Below are 23,633 nucleotides of genomic sequence, written 5' to 3'. Positions count from 1 at the left end.
TCTTTGATTTTCATTGAGTATAAAAATAGGTTTTCTCAGTTCAAGGAGAAAAAAGATAAATTCTTATCTATCTTAACAAGCTTAGCTGGCACAGCCCTTGTTCTCGCGGCTATCTGGTTAGGATGGACAAAATAAACAGAGAAACCTCGGTATGAACCGAGGTTTTTAAGATGAAATTCTTGGTCGTGGTTGAAAAATATGCTACACTAACAATATGAAAATTTTAATCCCAACAGCAAAAGAAATGAACACAGACCATCCTTGTATCGAAGCGCTCCCCTTGAGGGAAGAAAGTCAGGTAGTCCTTGACTCACTGGCGCACTACTCAGCCAGTGAATTAGAGACTTTTTATAAGGTATCTACCGAGAAAGCAGAAGAAGAGTACGCTCATATTCAAGCTTTAAAAGATCACAGGGCTAAACATTATCCAGCCTTGAAACTTTTCGATGGTCTCATGTATCGTCACATCAAACGAGATGAGTTAACCAAGTCTGAACAAACCTATCTTGAAAATCATGTCCTAATTACCTCGGCTTTATACGGTGTTGTCCCCGCCTTGTCGCCCATGGCTCCTCACCGTTTGGACTTCTTGATGAAGTTAAAAGTTGCTGGGAAGACTTTAAAGAGTCATTGGAAGTCAGCCTATGATGAGGCACTTCAGGATGAGGACTTGCTATTCTCACTCCTATCATCAGAGTTTGAAACCGTATTTTCGAAGGAAATCAGAGAAAAGGTGGTGACCTTCAAATTTATGGAGGATAAGGCAGGTCAGTTGAAAATCCATTCAACCATTTCAAAAAAAGCGCGTGGGGCCTTTTTGACCGCCTTGATAGAAGGACAAGTTCAAACAGTTGAGCAAGCTCGTAAGCTTAGCTTCGCCGGTTTTGACTACCAACCTGATTTATCCAGTGATTTAGAACTCGTCTTTGTGAAACAAGCATAAAACCAGCTCATTCGAGCTGGTTTTTGTTTGATTAGTTGATGGCTGTAAGAAGGTCGTCAGCTTGTTTTGCAAGTGATGAAGCAGTTGCTTCTTCTAACACCAATTTTCCGTCTGCCCAAGCAGAGTCATTGACACGAGCAGCTGTAAAGTCACCAACGACTTGTGTACGGATAAATGGCAAGAGGTCTTTATAAATAGCAAAGAGTTGATCGTGACCGGCATTGGCTACAGATGAGACAGTAACAAACTTGTCTTGTAGGGCAGAAGCACCACGTGTATCAGACAAGTCAAGGGCACGAGAGAGCCAGTCAAGCAAGTTTTTCACGGTTCCAGGGATAGAGAAGTTGTAGACTGGAGAGAAGATCCAGATCGCATCCGCAGCAAGGACTGCTTCACGAGCAGCAGCAACAGCTGGATGAGTTGGAACTTCCAAATCTTGGCTGAAGAGAGGAACAGCTGAGTAATCAAGATAGCTGACTTCCGCTTTTCCAGCAAGTACTTTTTCAGCTTCGAGGGCCATTTGGTGGTTGAAAGAACCTTGGCGTAGTGAAGCGACGATAAATAATACTTTTTTAGACATGATGTGTCTCCTTTAGTTTAAAATTCAAAGAGCGAACTCTTTTGTTACCATCCATGTTACAACAAATGATACTAATTAGCAATAATTTTGCTCACAAATTTTTAAATTTTTTTAAAATGCGGATTAAGTCTTCCTTTTCATCATCTTCCAAGATGCTGAGTGCTTCTACGATCGAATCGATATGGTCAGGAAGAACCTCCTCGATTTTTCTGCGTCCTGCAGGTGTTAATTTCAGGAAAAAGGAGCGACGATCCTTGGGGTCGCAAGTTCTAGAAATCCACCCATCTCGAACCATGTTTCGAATGACAACAGTCATGTTTCCAGAAGTGGCTAGCATTTTTTCGATCAAATCCTGAATGCGTAGTTCCCCCTTGCTATAGAGGGTTTCCAAAACTGAAAATTGGGTGGGTGTTAGCCCGTGTTCTTTAGCAGCCTTGGCTTCATATGGTTTAAAAGTTCGTATGGCTTTATTGAGGACGATAGCCGTTTTTAAGTCTAATTGATTATCGGAAATTTTCTCTTTCAAATATTGTTTCATAAGGCTATTTTATCAATAATGAGAGAGAAAAACAAGAACTTACATTTTATAGGAAAAGAATCTTAGAATGTTCCTGTCTTCACTTGTAATAAAGAAGGAGAGATGGTAAAATAGACGAGTGAAACTAAGACAGAAAAAAGCAAAAAACAAGCTACTTTTACAGTATGGAATCGGCATTGCTCTGGTAGTACTAGTCATGACGACTTCCTTCCTTTATCTGATATCACTCAGCATGAAACCCTATCAAGATGCTAGAGTTGAGGGAGAAAAACTAGCCAAGCAGTATGCAGAATTGGAACAGGCAGATCAGGTTGATTTTTATAATGGACTAGAAGGTTATTACAGCGTTTTAGGACATAATAAAAAGCAAGAGGCCATTGCCGTACTGATTGAAAAGAATGACCACAAGATTTATGTCTATCAGCTTGATAAGGGGATTTCTCAAGACAAGGCAGCGACGATTTCGAGGGAAAAAGGAGCTAGCGACATTGACAAGATCACCTTTGGTCGTTATCAGGACAAGCCGATTTGGGAAGTTAAGTCAGGAAACCAGTACTATCTGGTTGACTTTGAAACAGGAGCAGTGATCCAATAAGGAGGGCATATGAAATTATCCAAACGTGTACTAGAAATGGAAGAAAGCGTCACTCTAGCCAGTGATGCAAGAGCCAAAGCATTAAAAGCTCAGGGAAAGGATGTTCTTTTCTTAACCTTGGGACAGCCTGATTTTCATACTCCTGAAAACATTCAGGATGCAGCGATAGAAGCGATTCGGGATGGACGAGCTTCCTTTTATACAGTTGCTTCAGGCCTACCAGAGTTAAAAGTGGCGGTTAATACCTATTTTGAACGCTACTACGGGTATTCCGTAGCGGCTAACGAGGTTACCTTTGCCACTGGTGCTAAGTTCTCTCTCTACACCTTCTTTATGGCTGTGGTTAATCCAGGTGATGAGGTCATCATTCCTACACCATACTGGGTCAGCTATGGAGACCAGGTCAAGATGGCAGAAGGTGTGCCAGTCTTTGTTCAGGCCAAGGAGGACAATCACTTTAAAGTAACAGTAGAGCAGCTAGAAGCAGCTCGTACAGATAAGACCAAGGTCTTGGTTCTCAATTCGCCATCGAATCCGACTGGTATGATTTACTCTCGTGAGGAACTCTTGGCTATCGGAAATTGGGCTGTTGCGCATGATGTCCTTATCCTAGCAGATGATATTTATGGTCGTTTGGTTTATAACGGGAATGAGTTTGTTCCAATTTCTAGTCTGTCAGAAGCTATTCGCAAGCAAACCGTCGTGATTAATGGTGTATCTAAGGCCTATGCTATGACTGGTTGGCGGGTAGGTTATGCTGTGGGAAATCCTGAAATTATTGCTGCTATGAGCAAACTAACAGGACAAACAACCTCAAATCTGACAGCAGTATCCCAATATGCAACGATTGAGGCGCTGACTGGACCGCAAGACTCTGTTGAAACCATGCGCCAGGCTTTTGAAGAGCGTTTGAATACCATTTATCCTCTCTTGTGCAAAGTGCCAGGATTTGAAGTTGTCAAGCCCCAAGGAGCCTTCTATCTTTTCCCAAATGTTAAAAAAGCGATGGAGATGAAGGGTTATACTGATGTGACAGAGTTTACAACGGCTATTCTCGAAGAAGTCGGTCTTGCCTTGATTACAGGAGCTGGATTTGGAGCACCAGAAAATGTTCGTCTCAGCTATGCCACAGACTTGGATACATTAAAAGAAGCTATTCGTCGTTTGCATCTATTTATGGAAAAATAAAACTCAGAATCTTCGCCTTTTTAGCGAGGATTTTTTGTAACGAAAATCTCGCGATTTTTCTCTAGTAGAACCTAGCTATCGCAGTCTATTTATGGTAAAATAGTGGGTAATGATGTCTTCGGACAAGTTAAACGAAAAAAGGAAGATAGATTATGACAAAACGTGTAACAATTATCGATGTAAAAGACTACGTTGGTCAAGAAGTGACCATCGGAGCCTGGGTTGCCAACAAATCTGGAAAAGGGAAAATTGCCTTCTTGCAATTGCGTGATGGAACTGCCTTCTTCCAAGGTGTAGCCTTTAAACCAAACTTTGTAGAAAAATTTGGTGAAGAAGTGGGACTTGAGAAGTTTGATACAATTAAACGCCTAAGCCAAGAAACTTCTGTTTATGTGACAGGAATTGTCAAAGAAGACGAACGTTCTAAGTTTGGCTATGAGTTGGATATTACAGACATCGAAGTGATCGGTGAATCTCAAGACTACCCAATCACACCAAAAGAACACGGAACAGACTTCTTGATGGACAACCGTCACTTGTGGCTCCGCTCTCGTAAGCAAGTAGCGGTGATGCAAATCCGTAACGCCATCATCTATGCAACTTATGAGTTTTTCGACAAGAACGGCTTCATGAAATTTGATAGCCCAATCCTTTCAGGAAATGCGGCAGAAGATTCAACAGAACTCTTTGAAACAGACTACTTTGGAACACCAGCCTACTTGAGTCAATCAGGTCAGCTTTACCTAGAAGCAGGAGCTATGGCTCTTGGTCGTGTCTTTGACTTTGGTCCAGTATTTCGTGCTGAAAAATCAAAAACGCGCCGTCACTTGACTGAGTTCTGGATGATGGACGCAGAGTACTCTTACTTGACACACGATGAGTCACTTGACTTGCAAGAAGCTTATGTGAAAGCTCTTCTTCAAGGCGTTTTGGATCGTGCGCCTCAAGCCTTGGAAACCTTGGAACGTGATACAGAGCTTTTGAAACGCTACATTGCAGAGCCTTTCAAACGCATCACTTACGATCAAGCCATTGACCTCTTGCAAGAGCATGAAAATGATGAAGATGCTGACTACGAGCATCTTGAGCATGGCGATGACTTTGGTTCACCACACGAAACATGGATTTCAAACCACTTTGGTGTGCCAACATTTGTTATGAACTACCCAGCAGCTATCAAGGCCTTCTACATGAAACCAGTTCCTGGAAATCCAGAGCGCGTACTTTGTGCAGACTTGCTTGCACCAGAAGGATATGGAGAAATCATCGGTGGTTCTATGCGTGAGGAAGACTACGACGCCCTTGTCGCTAAGATGGAAGAACTTGGTATGGATCGTACAGAGTATGAATTCTACCTTGACCTTCGTAAATACGGTACTGTACCACACGGTGGATTTGGTATCGGTATCGAGCGTATGGTAACCTTCGCAGCAGGTACAAAACATATCCGTGAAGCTATTCCATTCCCACGTATGTTGCACCGTATCAAACCATAAACTAGTAAAAAGAAGATAATTTCATCTTCTTTTTTCACTTTTATCTTGCTATCTATCAGTTTTTCTAGTATAATAGTTTATTGTGAGCAAACCTCACTTACCCCTTGCAAAGACTAGGGGTCATTAGACCAAAAGGAGGAACATATCAATGGCTAAATACGAAATTCTTTATATCATTCGTCCAAACATTGAAGAAGAAGCGAAAAACGCTTTGGTAGCACGTTTTGACTCTATCTTGACTGACAACGGTGCAACTGTTGTTGAATCAAAATCATGGGAAAAACGTCGTCTTGCATACGAAATCCAAGATTTCCGTGAAGGACTTTACCACATCGTTAACGTTGAAGCAAACGACGACGCAGCTCTTAAAGAGTTTGACCGTCTTTCAAAAATCAACGCTGACATTCTTCGTCACATGATCGTCAAACTTGACGCGTAAGAAGGTAAATTATGATTAACAATGTTGTACTTGTAGGGCGTATGACACGTGACGCTGAGTTGCGTTATACCCCATCAAATGTAGCAGTTGCGACTTTTACTCTTGCAGTAAACCGTACATTTAAGAGTCAAAATGGCGAACGTGAGGCTGATTTCATCAATGTCGTTATGTGGCGCCAACAGGCTGAAAATCTTGCTAACTGGGCTAAAAAAGGCTCTCTTATCGGGATCACAGGCCGTATCCAGACTCGTAGTTACGATAACCAGCAAGGACAACGTGTCTACGTAACAGAAGTCGTGGCTGAGAATTTCCAAATGTTGGAAAGCCGCGGAGTGCGTGAAGGACATTCAGGTGGAGCTTATTCTGCACCAACTGCTGGTCAATCAGCACCTGCAAACCCAGTACCAGACTTTTCACGTTCTGAAAATCCATTTGGAGCAACAAATCCATTGGACATTTCAGATGATGATTTACCATTCTAATGGACAATTAATACTATAAAGGAGAAAAAACATGGCTCAACAACGTCGTGGCGGATTCAAACGCCGTAAAAAAGTTGATTACATCGCAGCAAACAAAATTGAATATGTTGATTATAAAGATACTGAGCTTCTTAGCCGTTTCGTTTCAGAACGTGGGAAAATCCTTCCTCGTCGTGTAACAGGAACTTCAGCTAAAAACCAACGTAAAGTAACAACAGCTATCAAACGCGCTCGCGTAATGGCTTTGATGCCTTTCGTAAACGAAGATTAAAGAAAAGACCCTTACGGGTCTTTTTTTCAGGTCCGGGTGGACCTCTTTTTCAGATTTTTATGGGACTTTGTTAGAAAGGATTCCCTGTTGACCTAGTAAGATTCTTTTGTCTTACTAGGTTTCTTCTTTTAATCTTTATTATCGTGCTATAATGGTAGGAGAAAGCTATAAAGGAGCAACTTATGAAGACGATATGTTCAATTAGAAAAATGCAAGAATCTGACATTAAAGATCTATCTCGAGGTTTTATCAGCCAAGGTTGGCCGGGTAGAGAAGAAATTTTGGCTAGATATTTTTTTGAACAAGAATGTGGGGAGAGAGAAGTCTTAGTTGCAGAGGTTGAGGGTGCTGTTGCGGGCTACATTACGATTTTACCCGATGCTAAGCAGGGTCCCTTTGCTGGAATGGCTCCAGAACTTTCAGATTTCAATGTCTTTGAGCCCTTTCAAAATCAAGGTATTGGAAATCTCTTGCTGGAAGAAGCAGAAAAACGAGTTAAGCTCATATCGGATAAGGTGACCCTTGGTGTTGGGCTCCATTCAGGATATGGACTTGCCCAGAGATTGTACATCAAACGAGGCTATATTCCAGATGGGACGGGTGTTTGGTATCAGAACCATCAACCGGCCATGAATGCGGTGTGTGAAGATATCGGTGACCTTGTTTTGTATCTGTCGAAAAATTTGTTTTAAGACAGATTTTATAAGGTTTAAATTTTAAATATAGTAAACAACAATCACAGTCCCTTTTTCATTCGAAAAAGGAATTTTTTTGTTTGAAATTGTTTGATTTATTCCTCAAAGTGGTAAAATATAATTGTTTGAAATGTCAAGATAAAAATAAATATCGAAAAAAACATATAAGGTCTAGTTTTTTTAAATACGAATTCTTTTGAAAAGTCTTAAAATTTCCTAAAATAAGGCTTTTTAAAGGTTGTAAATAATATTGTTACAAAAAGGTTACAAATTGTTAAAATTAAATTAAATGCAATAATATAATTTGGAAAAAATTTGACATATAAATTAATTGACGGTAAAATAATTAAGATAATCAAATTAATTGATTTGCGCAATAATTCGATATAAAGATTAATCTGATGTGTCAAATTTTATTATAGTAGAAGGATAGCGTAATGAAGAAACTGAAAGTGATGGTTGTTTTTGGAACACGACCAGAAGCTATTAAAATGGCCCCTTTAGTGTTAGAATTGCAAAAACATAGTGACAGCATTGAGACGATCACAGTTGTGACAGCTCAGCACCGTCAAATGCTTGATCAAGTTCTTGAAACGTTTAGCATCGAGCCACATTATGACCTGGATATTATGGGGAAAAATCAATCCCTCTTAGATATTACTGGAAAAATTTTAGAAAAGTTTGATCCAGTTGTTAAGCAAGAACTTCCAGATATGATTCTTGTTCACGGAGACACAACGACAACTTTTGCAGCAAGTTTAGTTGCTTTCTATAATCAGGTACGAATCGGCCACGTTGAAGCTGGTTTAAGGACTTTTGATAAGTATTCTCCTTTCCCAGAAGAAATGAATCGTCAGATGACAGATAACCTTGCGGATCTTTATTTTGCTCCAACTAGTGAGAGTAAAGAAAATCTTCTTAAGGAAAATCATCCTGAGTCTGCTATTGTCATTACGGGAAATACAGCCATTGATGCCTTGAAACTAACCGTTCAATCGGATTACTATCATGAAGTTCTAGATCAATTGGATCCAGATAAGAAACTTGTATTGGTAACCATGCATCGTCGTGAGAATCAAGGTCAACCAATGAGAAATGTCTTTGCAGCTTTACGTGAGATGGTCGATCTTCATCAGGAAATTGAAGTTGTTTATCCTGTTCACCTTAGCCCTGCTGTGCAAGAAGCAGCAAACGATATCTTAGCTGGTCATGATCGTATTCACTTGATTGAGCCTTTAGATGTACTTGATTTTCATAATTTGGCTTCAAGAAGCTATTTTATTATGACCGACTCTGGCGGTGTTCAGGAAGAGGCGCCTTCTCTCGGCAAACCTGTCCTTGTCCTTCGTGACACGACGGAACGTCCAGAAGGAGTAAGAGCAGGTACTTTGAAGCTAGTTGGTACGGATCCAGTACGTGTGAAAGAAGCGATGGCAGCACTCTTAACAGATGAAACTCTTTATGGACAAATGTCTCAGGCACCAAATCCTTATGGAGATGGAAGAGCTTCTGAACGAATCGTACAATCCATTCAACAGTACTTTGGGGCAGCAACTTCGGTATCTGAATTCAAAGGGGGGAAATAAGATAAAATGAAAAATTGGAGTCAATTTAAAAACTGGCTTATGGCTTTGCTTGCTTGTGAGGTCATTCTTTTGGTGCTTTGTTTTTTGTATGCTCGAGCAATCATTTTAGAACAAATCTTGTTTTTAGCTTTAGCCTTGTTTGCAGTGTTGGTATTATCTGACCTTTTGCTTACTTGGACCCTTATCTTAGCATTTGGTTTTGGACTTATCGTTTTGGTTGCGGGTGTGGTTTATATCCCAATCATTCAACTGATCTTCTTATTAATCAGTTTTCCTCTTTTGATTGGGATTCTACTTAAGGTTCGTTATTATTTCTTCAAGGTGGCCTCAAAGGTCCAAGAACAGGAAGACGCAGCTCGAGCAGATTACCAAGCTATGGTCACTGAACAAAGTGATGTTACGGTTCAATCTCTATTGATTCATTGGGCACATGAAGATTTGTTCTTCCAGATTAAACCAAAAGAACATAACCAGATGCTCAGTCGTATTCAAGAGGAAATTGCTCAGGAATTGAGTTACAATGATAAGCTCTATTACGTTTCGGATGGTAATTTTCTCGTTCTATCGAGTACTAACCAACATTCTTTGAAGGAACTTTACTTTAATGGTTTGCAGGAGAAACTGAGCAGTTTAGTTTTTCATGGAGAAGATGGTAATCAAGGAATTCAGTTCCAAACAGGCTATTTGGTGATTAATTCTGATAATAAAGATAAATACCAAGACTACGCAGATGTTGCCAGTCATCTCAAACGTCAACTAGAGACAGATGTAATTGTAGAATATTAGGAGGGAAACATGACTTTAACCGAACTATTTTTTGGTATTGCTTTGGGACTCAGTCTCGCCTTTGGCATTTGTTTTATCATACTATTTATTGCATACAATATTCTTTACCATCGAGTGAACAAAAATTTTAAGGCGGTGAATCATGATTAGTCAAATGTTAATGATTTTTACCTTGCTTACAATTTGGATTTCTCTAGCTTGGGGCTTGGTAATTCTCTTTTCGGCAGTACACTTTTGGTTTAAACACAGTGATTTTCGTGTAGACACTTCGCCGCTACCTTATTATCCGAAGGTCACCATTGTTGTTCCTGCTCATAATGAGGATGTGGTTATTGCCCAAACGGCAAAAGCTATCTTAGATATGAACTATCCTCACGACCGTGTGGAGTTGCTCTTGTTTGCGGATAACTGTTCGGATAACACCTATGCAGAATGTTTGTCTGTACAAGCCATGCCTGAATATGCAGGAAGAAATCTGACTATTATCGACCGTACTGGTACGGGAGGAAAAGCTGGCGTTCTAAACGATGCTTTGGAGATGGCAACAGGCGAATACATCTGTGTTTATGATGCAGATGCCATGCCTGAAAAAAATGCTCTTTATTTCCTTGTGAAAGAAGTGATGAAGGATCCAGAACGTCATGTGGCATCTTTTGGTCGCAATAAGACTCGAAATGCCAATCAAAATTTCTTGACTCGTTGTATCAACCAGGAAATCGTTGTTACTCAGCGCGTGCACCACGTTGGAATGTGGCATCTCTTTAAAATTGGGCGTATTCCAGGAACCAACTTTATCATTCAAACCGACTTTGTAAAGAGCATCGGGGGTTGGAAAAATGGTGCCTTAACCGAGGATACCGATATTTCCTTCAAAATCATGCAGAGTGGTAAATTGATTGCCCTTGCCTATAATTCAGAGGCTTTCCAACAAGAACCTGAGACCTTAAAGAGTTACTATATGCAGCGTAAACGTTGGGCGAAAGGAAATTATGAAGTTGTTCTTTCAAACTTTAAGCATTTATTTGGCAGAGCAAACTGGCGTGTCAAACTAGAAGTCTTTAACTATTCATGTGTTTTCTTTTGGTTTAACTTTGCCATTGTCCTGTCGGATTTGATTTTCCTAGCGAATGTGCTAGCGATCTGTCTTAATCTTTTCTTCCCAGATGTCAGGGTTCCATTTGCTTTTGATGCGGACAATATCTACATCGCCCAGCTCATGCTCTTTAACTGGATTCTCATGATTGGTCTCTATTTGATGCAAATTATGACAGCATTAGCAAGTCAGTTTGGACAAGCGACGACTAAACAAATCTGGTTGGCCTTGGCAGCCTATTTCTCTTATGCACAGATGTTTATCGTTGTATCCGTTGATTCCATTTCTTCAATCGTGCTGGATAAAGTACTCCGACGAAAAGAAACCAAGTGGGTTAAAACTAAACGATTTTCAGGATAGGAGGTTCTATGAAAACGAATAAATTAAAATATGTCTGGTTTGTACTCATCCTTTCTATCTTTTGTTTAGCCTTGTTTTTAGCAAGAGGAAGGACTAAAATCGAGATGCGTAATCGAATTTACAGCCAATGGAGCCAGCAGTTTCTTGTTACAAAAGGCGATCAGTCTTATGTTCGTACGTCGAATGATTCTGAGGAAACGACGGTTCTATCAGAGGCCCAAAGTTACGGCATGCTCATAACGGTTTTAGCAGCCCAAAAAGGGCAAGCAAGTCAAGCAGATTTTGAGAGTCTTTATCGCTATTATCAAAATCATCGTATTGAGGGAACGCAGTTAATGTCTTGGAAGCAAGTAATCACAAATGATAGCGAAACGGTTGAGAAGCAAGTAATCACAAATGGTAGCGAAACGGTTGAGAAGCAAAACGCAACCGATGGTGATCTCTATATTGCTTATTCTTTGATTGAAGCTGCCAAGCAGTGGCCAGATAAGGCGCAGGAATACCAAGAACAAGCTAAAAAGATCTTGGCTGATATCCTTCAATACAATTACAACGAAGAGACAGGTGTCCTAACAGTAGGAAACTGGGCAAACAAGGATTCTGATTATTATTACTTGATGCGGACGTCTGATACCTTACCTCACTATTTCCAATCTTTCTATGACCTGACTGGAAATAAACAGTGGTTAGACGTTAAGGATAAGATGCTTGGGCAACTGGAGCAAATCAGTTCTCATTCTGATACGGGTCTCTTGCCAGACTTTATCTGGGCTGAGAAGTCAGGGGCACATCTTGTTGATGCCAATACTATCGAATCTCAATACGATGGAGCGTATTCTTATAATGCTTGTCGTTTGCCTTATCACTTGTCACAGAGCCAGGATGAAAGAAGCCAAAAACTCGTTCAAAAGATGATGGATTTCTTTATGAAAGAGCAACGCATTTATGCTGGTTATGACTTGAACGGAACGGCCCTCAATCAATACCAGGCAGGTAGTTTCTTGGCACCGATTACCTACGCGTCTGACAAGGGAGAAGGCTATCTGAAACTTCTTCAGCAAAATAAATACATTTTCACACAAGATTTACCTTTGGACAACTACTATGATGCAACGATGATTACCATGATTGCTCTAGAGATGTTCTAGAATGAAAAGGGAGGGCTAGTTTTTCTGGCCCTCTTTTTGATAGGATTTTCATCTTTTTTCAAAAAAGGAATTTCATCAGCTTTATGGTATAATGGAAAGAGTGATGGAAAAGAGGTAGAGAGATGGATGCGAAATTAAAATACAAGGCAAAGAAGATTAAAATCGTCTTTTTTGATATTGATGATACCTTGCGTACGTCAAAGACAGGTTTTATTCCAGCTACAATTCCCACTGTCTTTAAACAGTTACGTGAAAAAGGAATTTTAACAGGAATTGCCTCTGGTCGTGGTATTTTCGGTGTAGTTCCAGAGATTCGTGAGCTCAAACCGGACTTTTTTGTAACCCTAAATGGGGCATATATAGAAGATAAAAAAGGTAAGGTCATTTATCAGCATCAGATTGACAAGTCAGATGTTGAGGAGTATATCTCTTGGACGAAGGAAGAGGGAATTGAGTACGGCCTGGTTGGTAGTCATGACGCCAAACTCTCCACGCGAACAGAACTGATCAGTGAGGCGATTGATCCGATTTATCCAAACTTGGATGTGGATCCTAACTTCCATGAAAAAGCAGATATTTACCAGATGTGGACCTTTGAGGATAAAGGGGATGACTTGCACCTACCAGATAGTCTCTCAGGTAAACTTCGCATGGTGCGTTGGCATGAACATTCATCAGATATCGTGCCGATTTCAGGTTCAAAAGCCACAGGCGTAGCCAAGGTAGTAGAACATCTAGGCTTGAAACCAGAGAATGTCATGGTCTTTGGAGATGGGCTCAATGACTTGGAACTCTTTGATTATGCTGGAATCAGTATTGCTATGGGTGTTTCCCACGAAAAGATCAAAGAAAAAGCAGATTATATTACAAAAACAGTAGAAGAAGATGGCATTTTTGATGCCTTAGAAGGATTTGGTATGGTAGAAAAAGAATTGCATTTCCCACAAGTAGAAATTGAAACAGTAGAAGGTCCTCTTGCGACCATTAAGACAAATCACGGAGACTTGCGTATCAAGCTTTTCCCTGAACATGCTCCTAAAACAGTGGCTAACTTTGTTGCTCTGTCAAAAGATGGTTACTATGATGGTGTGATTTTCCACCGTATTATCAAGGACTTTATGATCCAAGGTGGAGATCCAACTGGTACTGGTATGGGTGGTGAGTCAATCTACGGTGACTCTTTTGAAGATGAATTTTCTGAAGAACTTTATAATATCCGTGGTGCCCTTTCTATGGCCAATGCGGGTCCAAATACCAATGGTAGCCAGTTCTTTATCGTGCAAAACCAACACTTGCCGTACTCTAAGAAAGAGATTGCGCGTGGTGGCTGGCCTGAACCAATCGCTGAGATCTATGCAGAACAAGGTGGAACTCCTCACCTTGACCGCCGCCATACTGTTTTTGGGCAATTGGTAGACGCAGAATCGTTTGCAGTCTTGGATGCCATTGCAGCTGTTGAGACTGGTGCAATGGACAAACCGGTTGAAGATGTAGTAATTGAAACGATTGAAATTGAGGACTAGAATGAAAATTGGTGATAAGCTAACTGGGCGTATTACAGGAATTCAGCCCTATGGTGCCTTTGTCGAGTTAGAGACAGGGGTGACAGGGCTGATTCACATCTCGGAGATTCGGACGGGATTTATTGAAAATATCTATGACATTTTAAAAATTGGCGATGAAGTTCAAGTTCAGGTGGTGGATTTTGACGAATACACTGGAAAGGCCAGTCTTTCCATACGTACCTTGGAAGAGGAAAAGCATCAATTGCCAAGACGGAGACGTTTTTCAAATGATCGGATCAAGCACGGTTTTGCGCCCCTTGCCCGAATGATGCCTGTTTGGACGCGTGAAGCATTAGAGCATTTAAAGAAGAAGCCGTAAATACGATTATCTAAATCATTTGTAATATTAACATCATTTGTTATAATAAAAGTATGAAAGAAGAACAATTATTAAAACCAGGAGAGCGAATCAATCAGCTCTTTTCGACAGATATCAAGATCATTCAAAATAGAGAGGTGTTTAGCTATTCGGTGGATAGTGTTCTCTTGTCACGCTTTCCTCGCTTCCCTAAACGGGGTTTAATTGTGGACTTTTGTGCTGGAAATGGTGCAGTGGGACTTTTTGCTAGTTCACGTACTCAGGCGCGGATAATATCTGTAGAGATACAGGAGCGTTTGGCGGATATGGCAGAGCGTTCGGTTCAGTTGAATGGCTTGGAAGAGCAGATGCAGGTCATCTGTGATGATTTGAAAAATATGCCTGCCCACATTCAGGGAAGTAAGGTGGATATGATCTTGTGTAATCCGCCTTATTTTAAGGTGGATCCGCATTCCAATCTGAACGAGAGTGAACACTACCTTCTGGCCAGACACGAAATTACGACTAACCTGAAAGAAATTTGCCGTAGTGCTCAGAGTATTCTCAAGTCTAATGGCCGTTTAGCTATGGTTCATCGTCCTGATCGGCTCTTGGATATCTTGGACATGCTTCAACGTCACAATTTGGCACCTAAGCGCCTGCAATTTGTCTATCCTAAACGAGAGAAGGAGGCTAATATGCTCTTAATCGAAGCTATCAAGGATGGATCGACCAGTGGCTTTAAGGTCTTGCCACCTCTCATCGTTCACAATGATGATGGTTCCTATACACCAGAAATTCAAGAGATTTACTATGGATCATAAAGCCTATATGTATGTGGTGGAGTGCAGCGACGGGTCGTACTATACTGGCTATACAACGGATGTGAAGAGGCGCCTTGCCGTTCATAATAGTGGTAAGGGAGCCAAGTATACCCGAGCTCGCTTGCCAGTCAAACTTATCTATGTAGAGGGTTTTGCCAGTAAGGAAGAAGCCATGTCTGCAGAGGCTCTCCTCAAGCGCAAGAAACGTCCACAGAAAGAACGATTTTTATCCGAAAATCAAGAGAAAAATCTAGTTAACGATATTGATGTCTAATGAGGAGTCCTTTGGCTCCTCTTACTTTTGTCAAAAGAGGAAAAAAGTGCTAAAATAAGATGAATAAATTTAAAGAGGTATTATCATGTCTAAGATTCTAGTATTTGGTCACCAAAATCCAGACTCAGATGCCATCGGGTCATCTGTAGCCTTTGCTTATCTTGCAAAAGAGGCTTATGGATTGGACACAGAAGCAGTAGCACTTGGAACTCCTAATGAAGAAACAGCCTTTGTTTTGAACTATTTTGGTGTAGAAGCACCACGCGTCATCACATCTGCTAAAGCAGAAGGTGCAGAGCAAGTTATCTTGACTGACCACAATGAATTCCAACAATCAGTGTCAGATATTACTGAAGTAGAAGTTTACGGAGTTGTGGATCACCACCGTGTGGCTAATTTTGAAACTGCCAGTCCGCTTTACATGCGTTTGGAACCAGTTGGATCAGCTTCATCTATCGTTTACCGCATGTTCAAAGAGCATGGTGTGGCAGTTCCTAAAGAAATCGCAGGTTTGATGCTTTCAGGTTTGATTTCAGATACCCTTCTTTTGAAATCACCAACAACTCACCCATCTGATAAAGTGATTGCGCCTGAATTGGCTGAATTAGCTGGTGTCAACTTGGAAGAGTACGGTCTTGCTATGCTGAAAGCTGGTACAAACTTGGCTAGCAAATCTGCTGAAGAATTGATTGATATCGATGCTAAGACCTTTGAACTCAATGGAAATAAGGTTCGTGTAGCTCAAGTAAACACAGTTGATATCGCTGAAGTCTTGGAACGTCAAGCTGAAATCGAAGCAGCAATGCAAGCGGCTAATGCAGCAAACGGCTACTCAGATTTTGTCTTGATGATTACAGACATCGTCAACTCAAACTCTGAAATTCTGGCTCTTGGATCAAACATGGACAAGGTGGAAGCTGCCTTCAATTTCAAACTTGAAAACAACCACGCTTTCCTTCCAGGTGCTGTTTCACGTAAGAAACAAGTGGTGCCACAGTTGACTGAAAGCTTTAATGGGTAATTCTTAATGAATATTTGGAACTGTTAATTTGACTATTTATAGAAGGTGATAGCATGATGCGATTGATTGAAGGACTGCGCTTTTTGGTTGAGGTTGTGGCAATCCTTGGTCTTTTCTCCGTGTCTGTGATACAAATTTCTTGGCTGGAAAAATTCCTATTTTTTCTTCTAGCAGTTCTATTAATCTTATTTTGGGCACGATATATGGCACCAAAATCTCCACATGCTTTTAAAAAATGGCATCGCCTCGTTGCTGAGACATCGATTTTTATTTTAGTTAGTGGTAGTTTTTGGCATTTGTATGGATTGCAAATAGGAATCCTCTGCTTAGCTCTGTCTTTTGGAAGTTTGGGTCTGCTTTATTATTTTCAGCTAGAGTGATTCTTATAATATAGTTAATGAATTATTTAAATGGTAATTATTTGACTGGAGATTGACACGAGAAAACAGTGTTTTCCATATAGCTAAAGGGGTTTCGGCTCCTTTTTTTCTAGGAGAGAAAGATGTTAGAAAATGGTGATTTGATTTTTGTGAAGGACCTTTCAGATATGGGGCAGGCCATCCAGGCTTCTACCGGTAACTATAGTCATGTAGCCATCTTTTTGGACGGTTTCATCTACCATGCTAGTGGGCAAGCTGGTGTCATTTGTCAAGAACTGGCTGAATTTTTTGAACGAACTCATCTCTATGACCTTTATGTCTATCCAGAGCTGGAAGCTGACTTGGTAAAGGAAAGAGCAAGCAAATATTTAGGTGAACCCTATAATGCCTCTTTTTATCCAGATGGGCTTGGCTTTTACTGCTCCCAGTATATCGCAGAAATCCTACCTATTTTTGAGACCATTCCGATGAAATTTGGTGATGGGGAGCAGGAGATCAGTGATTTTTGGAGAGAATATTATCAGAGACTCGGACTTCCTGTGCCTCTGAATCAGCCAGGAACCAATCCTAGTCAACTAGCAGCATCCCCTCTTTTAGAATGTAAAGAAAGGAATCTTCATGATTCAGATTTTTAATCCCTCTCGTTTGACTCGGCAGCCATTTTTTATAGATTTGGTGGACTATCTGGACCAGCATGACGATGTGATCCTTCGAGAAATCAAGGCCCAGTTTCCAGATGTAGCAGTTGATAAACTCATGGAAGAGTATATTAAGGCAGGTTTGATCCGAAGGGAAAACAAACGCTATTTTCTCAATCTCCCTTTTTTAGAATCTACGGATAATTTAGCCCTTGACCAAGAAATTTTTATCAGAGAGGACAGTCCAATCTATCAAGCCTTGTTGGAGAAGACTTTTGAGACAGAATTGCGCAATCAAACCAATGCAGCCATTTTAGTCGAATCTACAGATTTTGCTAGAGAAAAGATGACCCTGTCTAATTATTTCTACAAGGTCAAGAATCAATATCCTTTGACAGAAAAACAGCAGAAACTCTATGCCATTTTGGGAGATGTCAATCCTGAGTATGCTCTCAAGTATATGACGACGTTTTTGCTCAAGTTCCTCAAAAAGGACCAGCTTATGCAGAAACGGCGTGATATCTTCGTTGAGAGTCTAGTCGTCTTGGGCTATATTGTTCAAAATGAAGAAGGGAAGTATGAGTTGGCTGTTGATTTTGACAAGGAACGGTTGACTTTCTATTTACCTTAATTGCTTCATTTTGAGCAGATTGTTTGACTTTACTAAAGAATAAGCATAAACTGAATGTAAGCGATAACGTTTATCGTATTAAAAGCAAAGGAGACAGAGCTATGTCACTTGAAAATAAATTGGAACAAGCAACTGGTGCTATCAAAGAAGGATTTGGGAAAGTTACTGGTGATAGCAAAACTGAAGCAGAAGGTGCTGTAGAAAAAACAGTTGCCAAAGCAAAAGAAGTTGTAGAAGATGCTAAAGGTGCTGTAGAAGGTGCCGTTGAAGGTCTTAAAAATTCATTTAAAAAAGAAGACTAAAAAAATCAAGGGAATGTTTCCCTTGATTTTTTTTATAGATAACGTTCTGCGATAGCTGCGTCTCCAGGATAGTCTTCTTTCTTTCCTTGGACGATTTGGTAACAATCAGCTCCCTTGCCTGCAATAATCACAGCATCGAGTTCTTGATTTGTGATGGCCATCGCTGCCTTGATGGCTTCTTCACGATCGGCAATCTTTTCAACAGGATGACTGATATAGCTACTGATTTCTTCAGCAATGACCATTGGATCCTCATAGTTGGGGTCATCAGCGGTGAGAAAGACATGAATCTCAGGGTGTTGATTGAGGAGGAGTCCAAAGTCTTTGCGACGACTTTCACCCTTGTTTCCAGTCGAACCGAGAACCAGAGCAATCTTTCCAGTTTGATGAGTTTCAACAACAGAAATCAGTTTTTTCAGACTGTCACCATTGTGGGCGTAGTCGATGAAGACCTTGGCTCCATTTTTCTGAGTGAGAACTTCCATACGTCCAGGGACGCGGGTTGCACCAATCCCTTTTTTGATGTCCTCTAGACTGGCACCTAGACGAAGACAGGCAAGTCCTGCAGCAACTGCATTTTCTTGGTTAAAGTGGCCGATGAGTTGGATATCGTAATCACCAGCGAGTTTACCTGTAGCTGAAAAGCTAAAGGCTTTGGAGTTCTCGATTTGGTTACTTGACTGGCTACCATAGAAGTCATGCTCTTGATCTTCCACTTGTTCTTTCAATACAGAAAAGTGGTCCATGTCGCTATTAATGACAACTGCTCGGCTATTTTTCATCAAGAGACGTTTGTGATAGAAGTAGTCTTCAAAGCTAGGATGCTCAATCGGACCGATATGGTCAGGAGTGATGTTGAGAAAGACACCTACATCAAAGGTCAGGCCATAGACTCGATGAACAAGATAGGCTTGGCTAGAGACTTCCATTACAAGATGGGTTCTTCCATTCTTAACAGCCTGAGCCATCATGTCGAAGAGATCGATATTTTCAGGCGTTGAGAAGGAAGATTTAAAGAAGGTCTCGCCATCCAGAGTTGTGTTCATAGTTGACAAGAGAGCTGTTGGGTAGCGTTGAGATAGGATGTGGTAAGCAAAGTACGCTGCTGTCGTCTTTCCTTTTGTCCCTGTGAAAGCGAGAATTTTGAGTTTCTCTTGTGGATTACCATAGAATTCCATCGCAATCAAACTCATGGCTTTCTTGATATCGTTCACAATGATGACGGGGATACCGACTTCGTAGTCCTTTTCTGCGACATACCAACCTAGCCCCTGCGAGATAGCTGAGAGCAGATATTCTTTTTTAAAGGCAGCACCTTTTGCAAAAAAAAGAGTCCCTTCTTTTACTTTTCGACTGTCGTAACTGATGGTGTCAAAAACAACTTCACTGTAGTTGTAGTGGTAATGACCTTGGTCAATAATCTCGCGAAAAAGGCCATCTTTCTTTAAAATATCTAATACGGTTTCAATCTTAATCATACTTTCTATTATAAACTTCAAGCCCGAATTTTACAAGTAACAAGGAAAAGTTTATAATGGAAGATAAGGAACTTTTCCTAGTTATCAAAATTGAATGAGGAAGCTATGTCTAACGAAAACAATCACCAGCAAGCCCAGATGTTGCGAGGGACTGCTTGGCTAACAGCTAGTAACTTTATTAGTCGCCTCCTTGGTGCTATCTACATTATTCCCTGGTATATCTGGATGGGAACCTATGCTGCTAAGGCAAACGGCCTCTTTACAATGGGCTACAATATTTACGCCTGGTTCTTGCTGATTTCGACAGCGGGTATCCCAGTTGCGGTCGCCAAACAAGTGGCTAAGTACAATACCATTCGAGAAGAAGAGCATAGCTTTGCCTTGATTCGGAGTTTCCTAAGCTTTATGACGGGCTTGGGCTTAGTCTTTGCCTTGGTCTTGTATCTCTTTTCTCCCTGGTTAGCAGATTTGTCAGGTGTGGGGAAAGACCTGATTCCCATCATGCAGAGCTTGGCTTGGGCAGTCTTGATTTTCCCATCTATGAGTGTCATTCGAGGCTTCTTCCAAGGGATGAATAACCTCAAACCCTATGCCATGAGTCAAATCGCTGAGCAGGTGATCCGTGTTATCTGGATGTTGATGGCAACCTTCTTCATTATGAAGATGGGTTCTGGTGACTACCTAGCAGCCGTTACCCAATCGACCTTTGCAGCCTTTGTGGGGATGGTGGCAAGTTTTGCAGTTTTGATCTACTTCCTTGCTCAAGAAGGTTTGCTTAAAAGAGTTTTTGAAACACGGGATAAAATCAATAGTAAGCGACTCTTAGTCGATACCATCAAGGAAGCCATTCCATTTATCCTGACAGGATCAGCCATCCAACTCTTCCAGATTTTAGACCAGATGACCTTTATCAATAGTATGAAGTGGTTTACTAACTACAGCAATGAAGACTTGGTTGTCATGTTTTCTTATTTCTCTGCCAATCCTAATAAAATTACCATGATTTTAATCTCTGTGGGAGTTTCAATTGGGAGTGTCGGCTTGCCGCTGTTGACGGAAAACTATGTAAAAGGCGACTTACCGGCAGCAGCTCGCCTAGTCCAAGATAGTCTCACCATGCTCTTCTTATTTCTACTGCCGGCAACGGTTGGAGTGGTCATGGTAGGGGAGCCTCTTTATACAGTCTTTTACGGTAAGCCAGATAGTCTGGCCATGGGCTTATTTGTCTTTGCAGTTTTGCAGTCTACTATCCTAGGCTTGTATATGGTCTTGTCTCCTATGCTTCAGGCTATGTTCCGAAACCGCAAGGCAGTTCTTTACTTTATCTATGGTTCCATTGCTAAGATCGTCTTGCAATTGCCAACCATTGCTATTTTCCATAGTTACGGTCCCTTGATTTCAACGACTATCGGCTTGATTATTCCGAATGTCCTGATGTACCGAGACATCTGCCAGGTAACGGGTGCTCGTCGAAAGATAATCTTGAAGCGAACCATTTTGATTACCATCTTGACCCTTGTCATGTTTATCCTAGTTGGCTTCTTGCAGTGGCTACTCGGTTTTGTCTTCCAACCAAGTGGACGTTTTTGGAGTTTCCTTTATGTGGCTCTCATCGGAGGGCTTGGAGGAGGTCTTTATGGTTTGATGAGCCTACGGACACGACTCTTGGACAAGATAATTGGCAAAGCTCAAGCAGACCGCCTACGTACACGATTGAAAATATCGTAAAAAGATTTATAAATAAAAGTAATGAATTTAACCTTTCTTTAATAGAAAGGTTTTTATAGTACATTTTTCTTAAAAAAAGAGAACTTTTTCTAAAATCAAGAGCAAAAAATATGCTTTTTTAAGTTTTTCTTCAGAAATCACTTGACTAAATAAAACAAAAGCTGTATAATAAGACAAAACTTTTAAACAGGAGGTTCTGGAAATGAAAAAGTCTAAGGCCAAGTATCTGACACTTGCAAGTGTCGTGTTAAGCGCAGGTATCTTACTGAGCGCATGTGGAAATTCAAATAGCGCTACTAAAACATATAACTATGTTTATTCGAGCGATCCATCTAGTTTGAACTATCTTGCAGAAAACCGTGCAACAACCAATGACATCGTGACCAATTTGGTGGATGGGTTGATGGAAAACGACCAATACGGTAACTATGTTCCATCATTGGCAGAGGATTGGACTGTTTCTCAGGACGGTTTGACCTATACTTACAAATTGCGTAAGGATGCAAAATGGTATACTTATGAGGGTGAAGAATACGCCCCTGTAACGGCCCAAGACTTTGTGACAGGTTTGAAATATGCTGCTGATAAAAAATCCGAAGCCTTGTACCTGGTTCAAGACTCTGTAGCAGGTTTGGATGACTATATCAACGGGAAAACAAGTGACTTTTCAACTGTCGGTGTTAAGGCGATTGACGACCAAACGGTTCAGTACACTTTGACACGTCCAGAATCTTATTGGAATTCTAAAACAACTTCAACCATTCTCTTCCCTGTCAATGCAGATTTCTTAAAATCAAAAGGGGATGACTTTGGTAAGGTAGACCCTTCTAGTATTTTGTACAATGGACCTTTCTTGATGAAATCGTTTGTTTCAAAATCTGTTATCGAATTCAAGAAAAATCCCAACTACTGGGATGAAAAAAATGTCTTTGTGGATGATGTGAAATTGGCCTATTATGATGGTAGTGACCAAGATGCACTAGCACGTAACTTTGTAGAAGGAGTATACAGCTACGCGCGTCTCTATCCAAATAGCTCAAGCTTTGAAGGCATTAAAGAGAAGAACAAGGATAACATCATCTATAGTATGCAAAACGCAACTTCTTATTACTTGAACTTCAACTTGGACAGAAAGTCTTATAACTTCACGTCTAAATCTTCAGATATCGAAAAGAAATCAACCCAAGAAGCAGTTCTGAATAAAAACTTCCGTCAAGCCTTCAACTATGCTTATAACCGTACAGCCTATGGAGCACAATCTCAAGGGGAGGACGGAGCAACGAAGATTATTCGTAACTTGGTTGTACCTCCTACATTTGTAAGCATCAACGGAAAAGACTTTGGAGATGTTGTTTCAGAAAAGATGGTCAACTATGGCCAAGAATGGCAAGGAATCAACTTTGCAGATGCGCAAGACCCATACTACAATCCTGACAAGGCTAAAGCTAAATTTGCAGAAGCTAAGAAAGAATTGGAAGCTAAGGGTGTACAATTCCCAATCCACTTGGATGTATCTGTAGACCAATCAGCTAAAAAAGGTGTACTTGAAGCAAGCTCTTTGAAACAATCCATCGAATCTGTTCTAGGAGCTGAGAATGTGGTTATCGATATCCAACAGCTATCAACAGATGACTTTGACAACTCTAGCTACCTCGCTCAAACCGCAGCTCAAAAAGACTTTGATATCTATAATGGCGGTTGGAGTGCTGACTACTTGGACCCATCAAGCTATCTTGATATCTTAAATGTCAATAACGGTGGTATGTTGCAAAACATTGGTCTAGAACCAGGTGAGGTCAATGACAAGGCTAAGGCGGTTGGTCTGGATACCTACACTCAAATGCTAGAAGAAGCGAACAAGGAGCAAGAACCAGCAAAACGTTATGAAAAATATGCTGAAATTCAAGCTTGGCTCGTTGATAGCGCCCTTGCAATTCCAAACGTTTCTCAGGGTGGAACACCGACCTTGAGAAAGACAGTTCCATTCTCATCACCATTCTCACAAGCTGGAAATAAGGGTGTCGAATCATACAAGTATCTCAAGTTACAAGATAAGACTGTAACGGCTGATGAGTATGAAAAAGCTAAAGAAAAATGGCAGAAAGAAAAAGAAGAATCAAATAAAAAAGCCCAAGAAGAACTGGCAAAACACGTTAAATAACCAGTCTATTCAACAGGAAAAACGATAGTTTCTCAAGGAACTATCGTTTTTATATAGTTTGAAACTATAACTAGCTCTTGAAAACAAGAAAATGAGTTAGTAAAAATAAGTGGTACAATAGTTACTATAGATT

27 protein-coding genes are annotated in these 23,633 nt (G+C 40.7%); 24 read left to right on the top strand and 3 right to left on the bottom strand.

The genetic code is table 11. The features are described 5' to 3' along the window. Positions 1–3 precede the first annotated feature (3 nt). The gene (locus M1F63_RS06690; RefSeq protein ID WP_002878149.1) at positions 4–135 is read left to right on the top strand and encodes a DUF3953 domain-containing protein; all 132 of its coding nucleotides are present in this window, start codon (positions 4–6) and stop codon (positions 133–135) included. 79 nt (positions 136–214) lie between these two features. Then, positions 215–943, top strand: a complete 729-nt coding sequence (yaaA, locus tag M1F63_RS06685; RefSeq protein ID WP_247941043.1) for a peroxide stress protein YaaA — start codon at positions 215–217, stop codon at positions 941–943. Between the two features lie 31 nt (positions 944–974). Here yaaA and M1F63_RS06680 read toward each other — a convergent pair whose 3' ends face one another. Then, on the bottom strand, positions 975–1,523 hold the full coding sequence (locus M1F63_RS06680) for an NADPH-dependent FMN reductase (protein ID WP_247941042.1): 549 nt from the start codon (positions 1,521–1,523) through the stop codon (positions 975–977). Positions 1,524–1,614: 91 nt separating this feature from the next. Then, a complete protein-coding gene (locus tag M1F63_RS06675) occupies positions 1,615–2,061 on the bottom strand; it encodes a MarR family winged helix-turn-helix transcriptional regulator (protein ID WP_247929825.1) in 447 nt (148 codons plus the stop codon). 118 nt (positions 2,062–2,179) lie between these two features. Here M1F63_RS06675 and M1F63_RS06670 point away from each other — a divergent pair, with 118 nt between their 5' ends. The 20 genes from M1F63_RS06670 to M1F63_RS06575 all read left to right on the top strand — a co-directional run bounded on the left by M1F63_RS06670 (position 2,180) and on the right by M1F63_RS06575 (position 18,133). Continuing rightward, positions 2,180–2,656, top strand: coding sequence for a cell wall elongation regulator TseB-like domain-containing protein (locus tag M1F63_RS06670; RefSeq protein WP_000776858.1), 477 nt, complete (start codon positions 2,180–2,182; stop codon positions 2,654–2,656). A 9-nt stretch (positions 2,657–2,665) separates the two neighbouring features. Then, positions 2,666–3,844, top strand: a complete 1,179-nt coding sequence (locus M1F63_RS06665) for a pyridoxal phosphate-dependent aminotransferase (RefSeq protein WP_247941041.1) — start codon at positions 2,666–2,668, stop codon at positions 3,842–3,844. A 152-nt stretch (positions 3,845–3,996) separates the two neighbouring features. After that, positions 3,997–5,340, top strand: a complete 1,344-nt coding sequence (gene asnS, locus M1F63_RS06660; RefSeq protein ID WP_252344775.1) for an asparagine--tRNA ligase — start codon at positions 3,997–3,999, stop codon at positions 5,338–5,340. Positions 5,341–5,488: 148 nt separating this feature from the next. Next, positions 5,489–5,779 carry a 30S ribosomal protein S6 gene (gene rpsF, locus M1F63_RS06655; RefSeq protein ID WP_001151782.1) on the top strand — a complete coding sequence of 97 codons (291 nt, stop codon included), beginning with the start codon at positions 5,489–5,491 and terminating at the stop codon, positions 5,777–5,779. 11 nt (positions 5,780–5,790) lie between these two features. Next, a complete protein-coding gene (ssbA, locus tag M1F63_RS06650) occupies positions 5,791–6,261 on the top strand; it encodes a single-stranded DNA-binding protein SsbA (RefSeq protein WP_000609595.1) in 471 nt (156 codons plus the stop codon). A 31-nt stretch (positions 6,262–6,292) separates the two neighbouring features. Beyond that, positions 6,293–6,532, top strand: a complete 240-nt coding sequence (gene rpsR / locus M1F63_RS06645; protein ID WP_000068664.1) for a 30S ribosomal protein S18 — start codon at positions 6,293–6,295, stop codon at positions 6,530–6,532. Between the two features lie 182 nt (positions 6,533–6,714). Beyond that, entirely contained in the window at positions 6,715–7,224 is a 510-nt protein-coding gene (locus M1F63_RS06640) for a GNAT family N-acetyltransferase (protein ID WP_247941040.1), read from the top strand. Between the two features lie 440 nt (positions 7,225–7,664). Continuing rightward, complete coding sequence (gene wecB / locus M1F63_RS06635; RefSeq protein ID WP_247941039.1) at positions 7,665–8,813, top strand: non-hydrolyzing UDP-N-acetylglucosamine 2-epimerase; 1,149 nt, start codon at positions 7,665–7,667, stop codon at positions 8,811–8,813. 6 nt (positions 8,814–8,819) lie between these two features. Then, complete coding sequence (locus tag M1F63_RS06630; RefSeq protein WP_247941038.1) at positions 8,820–9,599, top strand: hypothetical protein; 780 nt, start codon at positions 8,820–8,822, stop codon at positions 9,597–9,599. 142 nt (positions 9,600–9,741) lie between these two features. Beyond that, the gene (locus tag M1F63_RS06625) at positions 9,742–11,052 is read left to right on the top strand and encodes a glycosyltransferase family 2 protein (protein ID WP_247941037.1); all 1,311 of its coding nucleotides are present in this window, start codon (positions 9,742–9,744) and stop codon (positions 11,050–11,052) included. 8 nt (positions 11,053–11,060) lie between these two features. After that, positions 11,061–12,200, top strand: a complete 1,140-nt coding sequence (locus tag M1F63_RS06620; RefSeq protein ID WP_247941036.1) for a family 8 glycosyl hydrolase — start codon at positions 11,061–11,063, stop codon at positions 12,198–12,200. 122 nt (positions 12,201–12,322) lie between these two features. Next, positions 12,323–13,723, top strand: coding sequence for a bifunctional Cof-type HAD-IIB family hydrolase/peptidylprolyl isomerase (locus M1F63_RS06615; protein ID WP_247941035.1), 1,401 nt, complete (start codon positions 12,323–12,325; stop codon positions 13,721–13,723). A 1-nt stretch (position 13,724) separates the two neighbouring features. Continuing rightward, entirely contained in the window at positions 13,725–14,084 is a 360-nt protein-coding gene (locus M1F63_RS06610; RefSeq protein WP_000689618.1) for a S1 RNA-binding domain-containing protein, read from the top strand. Between the two features lie 53 nt (positions 14,085–14,137). Then, positions 14,138–14,887 carry a tRNA1(Val) (adenine(37)-N6)-methyltransferase gene (locus M1F63_RS06605; protein WP_000657018.1) on the top strand — a complete coding sequence of 250 codons (750 nt, stop codon included), beginning with the start codon at positions 14,138–14,140 and terminating at the stop codon, positions 14,885–14,887. Beyond that, complete coding sequence (locus tag M1F63_RS06600; protein ID WP_049520464.1) at positions 14,877–15,161, top strand: GIY-YIG nuclease family protein; 285 nt, start codon at positions 14,877–14,879, stop codon at positions 15,159–15,161. The genes M1F63_RS06605 and M1F63_RS06600 overlap by 11 nt, the downstream gene beginning before the upstream one ends. A gap of 85 nt (positions 15,162–15,246) precedes the next feature. Next, positions 15,247–16,182 carry a manganese-dependent inorganic pyrophosphatase gene (locus M1F63_RS06595; RefSeq protein ID WP_247941034.1) on the top strand — a complete coding sequence of 312 codons (936 nt, stop codon included), beginning with the start codon at positions 15,247–15,249 and terminating at the stop codon, positions 16,180–16,182. 53 nt (positions 16,183–16,235) lie between these two features. Then, positions 16,236–16,562, top strand: coding sequence for a DUF2568 domain-containing protein (locus M1F63_RS06590; RefSeq protein WP_247941033.1), 327 nt, complete (start codon positions 16,236–16,238; stop codon positions 16,560–16,562). A gap of 122 nt (positions 16,563–16,684) precedes the next feature. Further along, entirely contained in the window at positions 16,685–17,197 is a 513-nt protein-coding gene (locus M1F63_RS06585) for a YiiX/YebB-like N1pC/P60 family cysteine hydrolase (protein ID WP_247941032.1), read from the top strand. Then, positions 17,181–17,831, top strand: coding sequence for a DUF1803 domain-containing protein (locus tag M1F63_RS06580; RefSeq protein ID WP_247941031.1), 651 nt, complete (start codon positions 17,181–17,183; stop codon positions 17,829–17,831). Before M1F63_RS06585 ends, M1F63_RS06580 begins: the two co-directional genes overlap by 17 nt. Positions 17,832–17,932: 101 nt before the next feature. Then, entirely contained in the window at positions 17,933–18,133 is a 201-nt protein-coding gene (locus M1F63_RS06575; RefSeq protein WP_000051185.1) for a CsbD family protein, read from the top strand. Between the two features lie 32 nt (positions 18,134–18,165). Here M1F63_RS06575 and M1F63_RS06570 read toward each other — a convergent pair whose 3' ends face one another. Continuing rightward, positions 18,166–19,611, bottom strand: a complete 1,446-nt coding sequence (locus tag M1F63_RS06570; protein WP_247941030.1) for a UDP-N-acetylmuramoyl-L-alanyl-D-glutamate--L-lysine ligase — start codon at positions 19,609–19,611, stop codon at positions 18,166–18,168. 105 nt (positions 19,612–19,716) lie between these two features. On the opposite strand from M1F63_RS06570, the gene M1F63_RS06565 reads away from it, so the two are divergent. Together M1F63_RS06565 and M1F63_RS06560 are read left to right on the top strand one after the other, a co-directional pair. After that, positions 19,717–21,339 carry a putative polysaccharide biosynthesis protein gene (locus M1F63_RS06565; RefSeq protein ID WP_247941029.1) on the top strand — a complete coding sequence of 541 codons (1,623 nt, stop codon included), beginning with the start codon at positions 19,717–19,719 and terminating at the stop codon, positions 21,337–21,339. A gap of 202 nt (positions 21,340–21,541) precedes the next feature. Next, positions 21,542–23,500 (top strand): peptide ABC transporter substrate-binding protein, encoded by a 1,959-nt coding sequence (locus tag M1F63_RS06560; RefSeq protein ID WP_247941028.1) that lies wholly within the window; start codon positions 21,542–21,544, stop codon positions 23,498–23,500. Positions 23,501–23,633: the final 133 nt, after the last annotated feature.

The sequence above is a fragment of the Streptococcus oralis genome (assembly GCF_023109155.1).
GTDB lineage: Bacteria > Bacillota > Bacilli > Lactobacillales > Streptococcaceae > Streptococcus > Streptococcus oralis_BZ.
The sequence above is the reverse complement of the archived record's forward strand: the minus strand, read 5'-3'. Positions and strand labels throughout refer to the sequence as shown.